At 35.0% G+C, this 12,267-nt stretch carries 13 protein-coding genes; 5 read left to right on the top strand and 8 right to left on the bottom strand.

Translation table 11 applies throughout. The features are described 5' to 3' along the window. The first annotated feature begins 502 nt into the window (after positions 1 to 502). The gene (locus tag ACZLO7_RS18745) at positions 503 to 1,225 is read left to right on the top strand and encodes an ABC transporter ATP-binding protein (RefSeq protein ID WP_464938325.1); all 723 of its coding nucleotides are present in this window, start codon (positions 503 to 505) and stop codon (positions 1,223 to 1,225) included. Then, complete coding sequence (locus tag ACZLO7_RS18750; RefSeq protein ID WP_464938324.1) at positions 1,222 to 2,259, top strand: ABC transporter permease; 1,038 nt, start codon at positions 1,222 to 1,224, stop codon at positions 2,257 to 2,259. The genes ACZLO7_RS18745 and ACZLO7_RS18750 overlap by 4 nt, the downstream gene beginning before the upstream one ends. Before the next feature lie 589 nt (positions 2,260 to 2,848). Here ACZLO7_RS18750 and ACZLO7_RS18755 read toward each other — a convergent pair. From ACZLO7_RS18755 to ACZLO7_RS18790, 8 genes are all read right to left on the bottom strand, one after another. Further along, positions 2,849 to 3,847, bottom strand: a complete 999-nt coding sequence (locus ACZLO7_RS18755; protein WP_464938323.1) for an inorganic phosphate transporter — start codon at positions 3,845 to 3,847, stop codon at positions 2,849 to 2,851. 15 nt (positions 3,848 to 3,862) lie between these two features. Next, on the bottom strand, positions 3,863 to 4,483 hold the full coding sequence (locus ACZLO7_RS18760) for a DUF47 domain-containing protein (RefSeq protein ID WP_464938322.1): 621 nt from the start codon (positions 4,481 to 4,483) through the stop codon (positions 3,863 to 3,865). Between the two features lie 1,026 nt (positions 4,484 to 5,509). After that, positions 5,510 to 6,811 carry a DUF4179 domain-containing protein gene (locus ACZLO7_RS18765; protein WP_464938321.1) on the bottom strand — a complete coding sequence of 434 codons (1,302 nt, stop codon included), beginning with the start codon at positions 6,809 to 6,811 and terminating at the stop codon, positions 5,510 to 5,512. Continuing rightward, positions 6,804 to 7,331, bottom strand: a complete 528-nt coding sequence (locus ACZLO7_RS18770) for a sigma-70 family RNA polymerase sigma factor (protein WP_464938320.1) — start codon at positions 7,329 to 7,331, stop codon at positions 6,804 to 6,806. Before ACZLO7_RS18770 ends, ACZLO7_RS18765 begins: the two co-directional genes overlap by 8 nt. Positions 7,332 to 7,653: 322 nt before the next feature. Continuing rightward, entirely contained in the window at positions 7,654 to 8,247 is a 594-nt protein-coding gene (locus ACZLO7_RS18775; protein ID WP_464938319.1) for a histidine phosphatase family protein, read from the bottom strand. A 40-nt stretch (positions 8,248 to 8,287) separates the two neighbouring features. Next, positions 8,288 to 8,698 (bottom strand): VOC family protein, encoded by a 411-nt coding sequence (locus ACZLO7_RS18780; RefSeq protein WP_464938318.1) that lies wholly within the window; start codon positions 8,696 to 8,698, stop codon positions 8,288 to 8,290. Positions 8,699 to 8,953: 255 nt separating this feature from the next. Further along, on the bottom strand, positions 8,954 to 9,715 hold the full coding sequence (locus ACZLO7_RS18785) for a thermonuclease family protein (RefSeq protein WP_464938317.1): 762 nt from the start codon (positions 9,713 to 9,715) through the stop codon (positions 8,954 to 8,956). Positions 9,716 to 9,829: 114 nt separating this feature from the next. Further along, on the bottom strand, positions 9,830 to 10,390 hold the full coding sequence (locus ACZLO7_RS18790; RefSeq protein ID WP_464938316.1) for a phosphatidylglycerophosphatase A family protein: 561 nt from the start codon (positions 10,388 to 10,390) through the stop codon (positions 9,830 to 9,832). 102 nt (positions 10,391 to 10,492) lie between these two features. Between ACZLO7_RS18790 and ACZLO7_RS18795 the strand changes: the two genes are divergently transcribed. From ACZLO7_RS18795 to ACZLO7_RS18805, 3 genes are all read left to right on the top strand, one after another. Continuing rightward, positions 10,493 to 11,215, top strand: a complete 723-nt coding sequence (locus ACZLO7_RS18795; RefSeq protein WP_464938315.1) for an alpha/beta hydrolase — start codon at positions 10,493 to 10,495, stop codon at positions 11,213 to 11,215. 87 nt (positions 11,216 to 11,302) lie between these two features. Then, on the top strand, positions 11,303 to 11,818 hold the full coding sequence (locus ACZLO7_RS18800; protein ID WP_464938314.1) for a YjcG family protein: 516 nt from the start codon (positions 11,303 to 11,305) through the stop codon (positions 11,816 to 11,818). A 3-nt stretch (positions 11,819 to 11,821) separates the two neighbouring features. After that, on the top strand, positions 11,822 to 12,250 hold the full coding sequence (locus ACZLO7_RS18805; RefSeq protein WP_464938313.1) for a GNAT family N-acetyltransferase: 429 nt from the start codon (positions 11,822 to 11,824) through the stop codon (positions 12,248 to 12,250). Positions 12,251 to 12,267 lie beyond the last annotated feature (17 nt).

Raw genomic sequence — 12,267 nt, forward strand, 5'->3', positions numbered from 1 at the left:
TTAAAAACTCTATTTGCAGTAATTCGACAAACTTTTCTGGGATACTATCAACAACCGTAAGCGCCTTAACATAGTCATTTACAGTAAAATTCACTTCCCATTCTTCATCCAGTAATTCAGGAAAATAAATAGTATTCTCCCTTTGGATTTCCCAACCGGTTTGCTTTATGATTTTCTTAATATCCCCTGCTTTAAATTATATGCGTATATTTGAGAAACTCGTTACTTTAAATACTTCATATTGAGCTTGAATTAATACTGGTAATAGATGAGGATATTGTCTAATACTTGTTACCTTAACTTTAGACGATGCTTAGTTTGGATTATTTTAATTGTACGAACGTCACCATATATGGCCATTTAGCTCACAATTTCTTCTATTATTTTTCCATCCATTTAGTATCCCTAGACTCAAAGATTAACATTGTAATATCTTCCATCCTACATTAGACTATGTGTACAATCAACTCAATTCATTTATGTGTAAAAGGGAGTGAATCTTATGTCTTCAATCCAATTAACAGATGTGCAAAAGCACTTTCAAAAAAGATCCATTATTCAAAATGTCAGTCTGTCAATTGATTCAGGGAAAATTTTTGGTCTAATCGGGCCATCCGGTTGTGGTAAAACAACATTAATCAAACTAATAGTAGGAATGTTAAAAGCTGATGCAGGTCAAATAGAAGTTTTGCAGCAAACTGTACCGAACTACAATTTACTCAAAAAAATTGGCTATATGGCACAATCTGATGCACTATATAGCGATTTAACAGGAATGGAAAATATGCAATTTTTCGCTAAGCTATATTCTTTAAATAAAGCAGAAAGGTACAAACGCATTGCTTATGCAGCAGATATTGTCCAACTTACAAATGCTCTTTCCCAAAAGGTAGAGACCTATTCTGGTGGTATGAAACGCAGATTATCACTGGCCATTGCACTTCTTCAAAATCCAGATATTCTTATTTTAGATGAACCTACTGTTGGAATTGATCCTGCATTAAAACTCACTATTTGGCAAGAGCTCGAACGCCTGAAAAAAGTAGAAAAGAAAACCATCCTAATAACAACCCATGTTATGGATGAAGCAGAAAAATGTGATGAACTTTCTTTAATGAGAGAGGGTAAAATTATTGCTACTGGCACGCCTTCTGAATTAAAAACACTTTATGGCGCAGACACGTTTGATGAAGTGTTTTTACGAGCTGGAGGTGCCAAGATATGAGAATTATTGCTTTAGTGAATAGAATTATTCAGCAAATGCTAAGAGATAAACGAACACTCGCCCTCTTATTCCTTGCACCTTTACTCATCTTGAGCTTAATGTATTTTATCTTTCACACTGAAGATAGCTCTCCAAAACTTGGAGTAGTTGGTGTTGAGACGACAATTATTAAAACCTTAGAAAAAGCAAATATAGAAGTAGAAAAGTATGACCAACTAACTCAAAAAGAGGCACTTGCCGAAAACTTAGATGGTTGGCTAACGATTGAAAATAAGCGGCTTTCTTTAACATTACAAAATGATTCACCTAGTAAAGCAAAAGCATTACAAATGCAGGTAAAACAAGCACTAACATCTCTTCAAATAACCAGTATTCCCAGTAAAATCCCAGAGCTAGCCGTGACTACAAATTATGTATATGGAGATGAAGATACACAGTTATTTGATATTATTAGTCCGATTCTAGTCGGCTTCTTTGTATTTTTTTTCGTATTTCTCATTGCAGGAATTGCACTATTAAAGGAACGGACAACAGGTACATTAGAAAGATTATTAGCTACACCAATTCGACGTCACGAAGTAGTACTTGGCTATTTAATAGGCTACGGACTTTTTGCAATCATTCAGACATCAATCGTCGTTTTATATGCGGTGAAAATACTTGATATTGTTCTAATCGGCTCCATATGGTATGTGCTACTAATTAATTTATTACTTGCACTAGTTGCCTTATCATTAGGCATTCTATTATCTAGCTTTGCATCTTCAGAATTCCAAATGGTACAGTTTATACCGCTCGTTATTGTTCCGCAAATTTTCTTTACAGGATTATTTCCATTGGATGGCATGGTCGATTGGTTGCTTTCAGTTGGCAAAATTATGCCTCTTTACTACGCCGCAGATGCACTAACAGGCGTTATGTATAAAGGTTTTACTTTTACAGATATCTCTATTGATCTAGGTGTATTACTATTATTCTCAATCCTATTCATAACCTTAAATTTCGTCGCATTAAAAAAATATCGTGCTATTTAATATCGTGTATAAATAAAAAAAACGCTCTTTCAAACGAAGGGCACTGAAAAAGTCCATAAAATGAATTTTAGCCATGCGGAATCGATTAATCGTTTCTGCCATGGCTTTTTCTTCGATGACGTTAATTTCCGTTCCGGCGGACGCTTTCCTGGGGACGAACCTTGAGCCTCCTCGTCGCTAACGCTCCTGCGGGGTCTCAAGATGTTCGCTAGTTCCCCAAGGAGACGCCGCCTGCACTCCAATCAACTAGTTTTATCTTTTTTCTGAGTTTTTCTTCCTTTCCGATTTACACCTAACTCTTTATAATAAAAGGACTAATTCGAGGTGGTAAGCCCTTATATCGTTATAATCAAAAGTCACCAAAAGAATTTTCACAAGAAAAATCAAAGAGTATCCGAAAAGCCGTTTATCAATTCGATGAAATGATAAAAGAAAATTTTCTATTAAAACCCACTTCAAACGAAATCAACTTACTCAGCTCCCCACTTTCTTTTTTACCAATAACAATTATATTTTCAATTAATTGTTTAAATAAAAAATGCCTGCAACCGATTTGTGATCAGTTGTCAGGCAGTTATTAACTAAGTTTTTAGAAGAAGAAATTTAAAATATAGAATATTAACGCTGCCATAGCTGCTGCTGATGGCATCGTAATAATCCAAGTTAAAATAATTTTACGGGCCACTCCCCATTTAACACCTTTAACACGTTGTGCAGATCCTACCCCCATAATAGCGGAAGAAATAACATGTGTAGTACTAACTGGCAAGTGGATTAATGTTGCACCGAAGATAACTGAAGCAGAAGCTAAGTCAGCTGCTGCACCATTAACAGGACGCAATTTCATGATCTTACCACCAACGGTTTTGATGATTTTATAACCACCGATTGACGTACCAAGTCCCATTGCTAATGCTGCGGAAACTCGAACCCAACCTTGAATATCATCACCAGATTGTAATCCGCCAGCGATTAAAGCCATTGTCATAATCCCCATTGCCTTTTGCGCATCATTCGTTCCATGTGTAAACGATTGAAGTGCAGCAGTACAAATTTGCAAATAACGGATTCCTTTATTTGTGCGATATAAATTGGCATTTTTGAAAATGACTTTGAATAAAGACATCATCAAGAAACCAGCCGCAATAGCAATAAATGGTGAGATTAATAAAGCTTGTAATATTTTCAAGAAACCTGTGTAGTTCAAGATACCAAAGCCTGCTGCTGCAATAGCCGCACCAGCGATAGCACCAATAATTGCATGAGATGAACTAGACGGAATTCCGTAATACCAAGTAACTAAGTTCCAAATAATTGCCGCAAGTAATGCAGCTAAAATGATGACAGAACCGTTTGACAATGCGAAAGGGTCTACTATGTCTTTCGTGATTGCTTTTGCAACACCTGTAAAAGTGATTGCCCCGATAAAGTTCATAACTGCTGCCATCATTACAGCTACTTTCGGTGGCAATGCTCGTGTTGAAACTGACGTAGCAATGGCATTTGCCGTATCATGGAAACCATTGATAAAGTCAAATGTCAGTGCAAAAATAACAACAAGAACTGTTAATAAGAGTATTGTATCCATTCGTGACTCCTGCTCCTATGCATTACGCATAATAATAGTTTCCATAGTATTCGCTACATTTTGGCAATCATCTGCAATATCCTCTAATTGTTCATAGATATCCTTGAACTTGATTAGTTGGATTGGATCTTTTTCATGCAAGAATAGTTGCTTAATGGACGTACGAAGCACTTCATCACATTTGCTTTCATAATCTTTTATTAAAATGGCATGATCACGCATACCAATTAAGTTTTTCGTTTTTAATAATTCCATTGCTTTTACAATTTCATCAGCACTTTTCACAATATAACTGATAAATGTATTCATTGATTCATCGATATCGATTAACGCGAACATGTCAAAGTGTGCAATACATTCTTCCATACCATCAAGAACGTCATCCATACTGTTGGCAAGCGCTAGAATATCCTCTCTCTCAATTGGGGTCATAAATGATTTATTAAGCATCACGATTAATTCATGAATGAGAGAATCCCCATCCGTTTCATATTTTTTCATTCGTTTGCTAATTTCTTCTAAGTCTTCCAAACTATGAATGCGGAAGTCATTGGCATAATGCATTGCCTCCTGCACATTTACAGCAATATTTGCTAAAGCTTCAAAGAATGGATCTGGCTTTTTTCGATTAAACATAAATTCCTCCTGAAAAAGTTAGTGTCAAAACGTAGATTTGTTCTGAACGCTAAATTAGCTTAACAATAATTTAATAGAATATCTGCTATTTTTTAATATTCTATAACAACTTTTACAATCCTGTAATATTAGCGTTCACAATTTCGCAAAAATATTCGTTTTCTTTATCGAATTTTGTCGAAATATATATATTTTGGTGTAATAATGCCCTTAATTATCGGCTCAATCCATTGATAAATCTAACATCTCCTTGTCAATATCAAACTTTTTTGCAAATGAATTATTTTTCGACAAAATACCAACCATTTTAATATAGTAGGTAGGGTTTTTAATTTACAAAACTATAGAATTGTTAAACATTAGAAGGGAATTCTTGCAGACCTTCAAAAATAAAAGTTGTAATTATTAATACACAACAGGCAACTTTTGAATTTTGCTTCTTAATTTGGTTCTCGTTCCAAACAGATCGCTTTTCACAACCATCAAACTCCACAAAAATACAAAGAAAGAAAACTGTCATAAAACAAATGCAAGTTGGGGAAATTAAAAATGAATCAAAGCAAATTCATTTCAAAGTAGTATAACCAACATCAAAAAAAGAAATCATAAAAGTTGCAAATATTGACGTTTTCTGCGCATTCCCTATTTTTCTACAAAAAAACTCCTCATTTAAGAGGAGCTTAAAGGAACAGAAATAATAAATATGAACAATATTAAAGCTGTCCAAATATAAGCTGAAACAATTTTACTAATACCTGACATACTATTTCCTTTTTTATGCATGCGACTTATTTTGTTTATATACTTTAAAAATTCATTTCAACTGCCTATTTCATCTAAAATGCAAAAAAGTTCGAGCAGGAAAAAATCAGTGCATACGAAATACACTGAACATTTCCCCTCGGACTTTTATGTCAATAGGTGCCTTCTGCACATGGCAGAAGATGTATCACTTGTTCATTGATCTTGTAAAAGCGGAACCCTAGCTACAGTTTTCTAGTTCAAATTTATTCTATTAAAACCTGACTACTTAAGCGGGACTTTTACTTGTGCTTCTTTTTTCAATTCCATAAATGGCATTTGCACAGCCTTTACTGTCAATTTTCCGTCTTCATCTGGCAAATCAAATGTTTGGACGTATCGATTGCCTGAAATTCGTTCAGCATACCCTTTTTCATCACTTGTTAAATCATTTCCTTTAGCATCTTCAACCCAAATACGATTGTAGTCAAAATGGGCTCCATAAGGAAAATCACTTTGTGCTTCAAAATAAAGCAACAGTTGATTTTTCTCTATTTTTAAATCAGTCACAACTACTTTGCCAATCTTCCCTTGATCTAGTATAATTGGTAAATGTTTTACATCCAATGTCTTTTCACTTGGCTCACCCTCTACCGGTATTTTTATATAAAACGGGCTAACGGTCAAAGTCGATACTTCTTTTTCTAGTGGTGCAAATAAATATTCCATATGCATGACTTTACCATCTTCAGAACCAGTCCCAGAGGCACCTGTAATTGTTTGTAGAGGTATGCCATCATCATCTAATACATACATTTCTAAAACTCTATCCTCATACATAATCGACTCTTCAAATATATCAATATTCACCTTTACACCTGCAGGCCCCATTTGAATCGATTTTACTTTATATTTAGTATCATCGATAATGCCCGTTTTATTAACCATAATTTCTTTTACTTTTGCTTTAGATTTTGTCACCGGCACATCAAAGTGCCAATTGCCGGCTGTTTCTCCTATCATCTTTAAGTCCATACTTAATTCAAAAGAATCCGGTAAGGCGTCAAATGTTTTAATATTCATAATACCTGCATATTGGCCATTAGCCAGTTTTTTACCCGTACGGCTGTCGCCAAAATTAATACGCTCACCATTTACTTTTAAATCAAACTCACCTAAATTTTGTGTATCACTTTGTAAATAACTTATAGATAGCCTTGTTCCATCATAAAAAACGTCCTGAATAGTGAGAGTAATATCCTGATCCGTACTCGTTATATTCACTGCATTTGATAACCCTTGATCAGTTACTTTTTTCAAACCTTTATCTCCTGTGGTATCGAAAATATGGCCAATTAAGGGGATGGAAGATAAGACTTTAGCCATCGCTGGAGAAACAAATGCTGAACCGACAAAAAGACATCCTGCTACTACAGCTGCACCAACGATTGGTTTCCATTTGCTTTTGCGGATTTTCCGACTTGCTTTCCCTCGCTTCATCGCCATTTCAATCGATTCATCTAATTTTTCAGTCGGCACTTTCATATCATCAATCGCTTTTTTTATGTCTGATGATTGTTTATTCATTAACACACGCCTCCTTGAATTCCAGTTTTAGTTTCTTCAAAGCTCGATGTAAATTTGTTTTGACTGTTCCTTCTGGATAGTCGAGTAGTTCTGAAATTTGCTTAACAGATAAATCTTTGTAATACCTAAGGATTATGACTGTTTTATATTTTTCTTCTAACTGTTCAATCGCTAGTAGTAAATCCATTTTATCTTCTAACGGGAATTTTGCCTTAGACTCAATTCGCTCAACAACCTCTTGCTCAATGGAAATGATTTTCGTCGATTTTTGGATAAAGTTCAGTGCAACATTGATCAAAATCCGTGTAATCCAAGTAGAAAAATACTTCGGCTCTTTCAGCTGTTCGATTGATATATACGCTTTATAAATCGCTTCTTGCACAACATCTAAAGCATCATTTTCATTTTTGACATACAAGAAAGCCATCTTATAAAGCTTATCTTTTTCAGTATGTATTAACTTGAGGAATGCTTGATCATTACCATGCTGCGCTTTTTTCACTAGTGTATTTTGAAACATTTGCTTTCTCCTCTCTTAGGCAACCGTTAGACAAACGAACGTATCATTTCGTTTCAAATAATTCCTAAAATATTGATTTCGAAAAAAATTTAAAAAGGCTAGTACCTTTATTAATGTAAAATGACCATCTCTTTCAAAAGCTTATATTCTTATGTATGAATAGATGTCTAAAGTAAATAATCTATCTCTCAGTGGTGATATCGTAATCCTATTAAAAATACGCCAATTGCAATTCAAAAAACACCTTAATTAATAGCTCGTCTATAGAATAGTGGGAATCTATATCTAAAATAAAAAAGATGTGCATAAAATCATACACATCTTAAATCTTTCCTATTTCACTGACTTGCGATAAATGCGCTGATTGGTTGAAATCACCTAGTAGCCATCTGTCATCTTGAATTGAAATATAACTGATTCCTGCATTTGCTAATCGTACTTCCTGCGGAAAAGCATCACCATTCTCGAGTAATGTAAAAAGTGCATGAATAACCGCTCCATGAGCGACTAGAATAACTCTGTCATTTGGATACTGCTCGTGAATTTCAACAATCCCGTTTCGTAACCTTGCAAGCAATGCGTCCAAAGATTCTTGATTTGAGTATTGTTTATTTGGAAATACCTTTATACGTTCTTCCATGTCCATACCTTCTGCGTCACCAAAAGAACGTTCTTTAAACTCCTCAATTTCTATGAGCGGTATGTGTAATTGTTCGTTGATTATCTCTGCTGTACGTTTAGCTCTTAATAATGGACTTGTATAAATTGCAGACCAGTTAGCATTTTTGAAAAACACACCACACTCTTTTGCTTGCTGGATACCTCTGTTATTGAGAGGCACATCCGTTACACCTTGCAATTTTCCAAGTGTATTCCAATCTGTCTCTCCATGCCTAACTACACAAATTTCAGTCATATGAGCACCCCCTAAACCAACTTTACTTTAGAGTATCATATTAAATTCCAGCTGTATGCATTAACACAACTCTCCATCCATCAGGGTCTTCGATTGTATTACCTTCCTTCTCCCAATAAGGATTTTCTGGAGGAACTGTATTATAGCCTAATTCACTTAATCTCTTGATAATCACATCAATCTGTTGCTGATTTGGGAGATAAAATACTATTAAATTATCTTTAGAGGGTGCTGGACAAGGACTCCCATCTATATGTTGTGTAAATTCCAAATGATATGTTGCGTTTGGAAGTCCAATTAATAAACCATCATAGCCCCGCCCGGTAAATGCCCCAATTTTATTCAACCCTAAACCATCACAATAAAAACGCTCTAATTGTTGTAATTGATCTGTAGGTCTTGCAACTCTTACTTGAACCACTTGCATACTTGCCGACCATTCGCTACTCATACTAACCACCCCTTTGAAAGAATATTAGCATCTATCAAAATCACTTAACTCCTTCATTTGGTTGAACTTAATCTCACTCTTTTGATGTATTACGCTTTTATTTCTACACTACATAATAAAGTTAATTTGAAAGGGGTTATACTTATGGAACCGACGGACGATGTATTATTTTCACTAAATGATGCAAAGCCAAAAAGTTTCGAGTAAAGATAAAAAAAGAACTTTTCGCAAATGCGAGAAGTTCCTTTTCATTTTCTAACTGGCTTTTTTAAACCCTGCTTGCTCCGCTTCTTTTTCAGTACAGAACATTTTTTCTTCTTTTACTACATCATAATTGTTGGAACCTGGCATATGATAAAGCTTATTACCCTTGCTATTAATATTACCCTTAATAGAACAACTAGCTTTGTTAAATTGATATGAGTTATCGGATTTATTTGTGGTTTTAGATTGTCTTTCAGTAGGCAGACCATTTTTCACGGCCGATTTATCGAAGCCTCGGTTTGTTACATAGCCATCATATTGCCAAATACCTTTTCTTGATGATTTTGCTTCATCTTGTATTTTCTCAAAAGCTTTCACATTTGTCGTATTCGGCTCATAAATGTAGCCAACACGCACAAGACCTTCCCGAATCAGTTGCTCTTGAACGCTTTTCCCATCCGCATATATGTAAGCTAGAAGGCGACCATATTTATCTTCATGTTCACCGACATCAAATTCAATTGAAACTTGCTTTGCGTTGTTCAATATTTCACGATTACGAGTTTGTGCTTCTCGTCCAAAAGGTTGCTCCCCTAATTGCTTATGATACATTTCAGGTGCATCTACTAATAAATAACGTACTTTTTTTGTTTCTCCGTCGTATTTCACTTTAATCGTATCACCATCCATAATACTTACCACTTCGACATCGATTCGATTTTTTGAGTCATTTGTTTTTGTCTCTGTTGCTTCTGTACATGCTTGTAGTATGAATACTAGACAGCTGATAAGAAGGAGTCCCCATTTTTTCATTGTCATCACCCTTGCAATCTTAACATAAACTATTAGTTATCAGCTTACTTTCAGCATTTAACGTAAAAAAATACCCAGTCTTCGGCAGAGGTCTGGGTATTGATTAGATTTTTATTAAACTGTTGAAGTACCTTTTGGATCAATGTCTTTGATTGATTTCCCTTGCTCTTCTAGATCACGAATACGATGTGCAAGGCGTGATGCAGCAGATGCAGCAATGCTACCTACTAAATCATCTAGAAATGTGTGTACACCCTCTCCAGCTTTAGTATCAAGCTGCTGTATTATTCCGATTTTCTGTTTGTCTAAATGTCCAAAAGTTGTTACAGCAATACTACCGTAAGTAAATACTGATCCTAGAGCGATTGTCTCGTCAACGCCAAATAGTCCTTCATCTGACTCAACTAATTGTTGTAGTGGCGCCGATAATAACTTTTTCTCTGCTAATTCATCTAACTCAATCCCAACTAAAATTGCATGTTGAATTTCACGTTTATAGAGTACTTTATCAACAGATTCAATGCAATGATCTAGTGATAGTCCATCATTATATGCGTATTGCATTTCATACACAATTTCCGCGATATCCTTTAATGTAACACCGCGACGTTCTAAAGCATCACGTGCTGCTTTAGCGACAACTTCTGATGAAACTTGAAGTTTTTTATTATACATGACCCATCCTCATTTCTATATATAGTTCTTTATGATTACCATTATACCTTTACTTTCTTATATGTTACAATCTTCGTACAGAAAAATGAAGGAGTGACAGTTTTGACTCGTGGCACAATTACAGACATAGATTTTTTCAGCGAATCCTTACAAGAGGATATCCATCTATTAGTTTACTTACCTGCAAACTATTCACCACTTTATAAATACTCAGTTTTAATCGCATCCGATGGTAAAGATTATTTTCAACTCGGTCGTATTTCTCGAGTAGTGGATGACTATTTAGAACAGGGAGAAATTGAAAATTTAATAATTGTAGGTATACCTTATAAAAGCGTAGAGGATCGACGGCAAAAATATTTGCCAAATGGAGAAAAACACCAAGCTTACTTACGATTTTTAGCACATGAACTTGTTCCTTATATAGATGAGCATTATTCCACATATCAGATGGGTATGGGCCGCGCATTGATTGGAGATTCGCAGGCTGCAACAGTATCCTTACTAGCAGCAATACAATATCCGAATATTTTTGGTAAAGTATTAATGCAGTCACCTCTAGTAAATGACGATGTTCTAGAAAGAGTGCACCAAGTACAAGATGTTAGTGCTTTTTCTATTTATCACGTAATTGGTAAAAAAGAACACGAGGTAGTAACACTGGATAAGAGTGTGAAGGATTTTCTAACTCCTAACCGCGAATTACATGAGTTGATTGTCAACAAAGGCTTTTCTACTTTCTACGATGAATTCGAAGGAAATCACTCATGGAAGTTTTGGCAACCTGACTTAAAACGTGTCATAAAACAAAACTTTAGCAGATAACATGGATTTCATAATGAATATTACCTTTTTTCTGTTATACTGAAAATTAAGAAAAACTATATAAAACTACTTAGGAGGTACGGAATAATGAAATACGGTATCGTTGCATTTCCATCTAAGAACTTACAAGATTTTGCGAATTCATATAGAAAAAGATATGACACGCATTTTTCTAAAATCACACCTCATATTACTTTAAAAAGTGGCTTTGAAGTAGATGATTCAAAAGTGAACGACGTTACTAATATGGTTCAAGAAATTAGTAAACAGTTTAAACCGCTTTCAATACACGTATCAAAAGTAAGTTCATTTGCGCCAGTGAACAATGCTATATATCTAAAAGTGGAAGCAACAGAACAGCTTCAAAAATTACATGAAGCATTGCATGCTAAATCATTCGGACAACAACCAGAATATAAATTTGTGCCGCATATTACAATTGCACAAGATATGTCCTCAGGTGAACACGATGATATTTATGGTCAACTACGCATGACAGATGTCGATTCAGAAGAAGTTATTGATCGTATTCATTTACTTTATCAATTAGAAGACGGTTCTTGGACGGTTTACGAAACTTTCCGACTGTCTGGGACTGAGTAATTTTTGGTTTTTGCTAAAATTGTTGAGACAGAGAAAGAGTTACGAGACGCTTTCTTTGTTCGGGAGGAAGTTTTCGTTAAAGAACAGGGTGTTCCTCTACCTTTAGAAAAAGATGAATACGATAGTGAAGCAACACATTTCGTAGCATACAATGGCGTAGTACCGATTGCAGCAGGTCGAGTACAAATAGTTGACGGTAATATAGCTAAAGTGGACCGCGTTTGTGTTTTACCTGATTTTCGAAGAAAGCAAATCGGTGTTTTAATGATGACACACTTAGAGAAATTCGCTAAAGGTCATCAATTAGCAAAAGTGAAGCTAAATGCTCAAACACATGCTATTCCTTTCTACGAAAAACAAAATTATATTATTACATCACCTGAATTTTTGGATTCTGGCATTCCACATCGCGCAATGGAAAAGGAATTCTAGTAATAAGTTGCTAAAAC

The organism is Viridibacillus sp. d25.2 (genome assembly GCF_055456015.2).

Bases quoted from the DNA above. Each gene is read 5' to 3' on its own strand.
- ACZLO7_RS18745 (WP_464938325.1), top strand. From the start codon at position 503: ATGTCTTCAATCCAATTAACAGATGTGCAAAAGCACTTTCAAAAAAGA.
- ACZLO7_RS18750 (WP_464938324.1), top strand. From the start codon at position 1,222: ATGAGAATTATTGCTTTAGTGAATAGAATTATTCAGCAAATGCTAAGA.
- ACZLO7_RS18755 (WP_464938323.1), bottom strand. From the start codon at position 3,847: ATGGATACAATACTCTTATTAACAGTTCTTGTTGTTATTTTTGCACTG.
- ACZLO7_RS18760 (WP_464938322.1), bottom strand. From the start codon at position 4,483: ATGTTTAATCGAAAAAAGCCAGATCCATTCTTTGAAGCTTTAGCAAAT.
- ACZLO7_RS18765 (WP_464938321.1), bottom strand. From the start codon at position 6,811: ATGAATAAACAATCATCAGACATAAAAAAAGCGATTGATGATATGAAA.
- ACZLO7_RS18770 (WP_464938320.1), bottom strand. From the start codon at position 7,331: ATGTTTCAAAATACACTAGTGAAAAAAGCGCAGCATGGTAATGATCAA.
- ACZLO7_RS18775 (WP_464938319.1), bottom strand. From the start codon at position 8,247: ATGACTGAAATTTGTGTAGTTAGGCATGGAGAGACAGATTGGAATACA.
- ACZLO7_RS18780 (WP_464938318.1), bottom strand. From the start codon at position 8,698: ATGAGTAGCGAATGGTCGGCAAGTATGCAAGTGGTTCAAGTAAGAGTT.
- ACZLO7_RS18785 (WP_464938317.1), bottom strand. From the start codon at position 9,715: ATGAAAAAATGGGGACTCCTTCTTATCAGCTGTCTAGTATTCATACTA.
- ACZLO7_RS18790 (WP_464938316.1), bottom strand. From the start codon at position 10,390: ATGTATAATAAAAAACTTCAAGTTTCATCAGAAGTTGTCGCTAAAGCA.
- ACZLO7_RS18800 (WP_464938314.1), top strand. From the start codon at position 11,303: ATGAAATACGGTATCGTTGCATTTCCATCTAAGAACTTACAAGATTTT.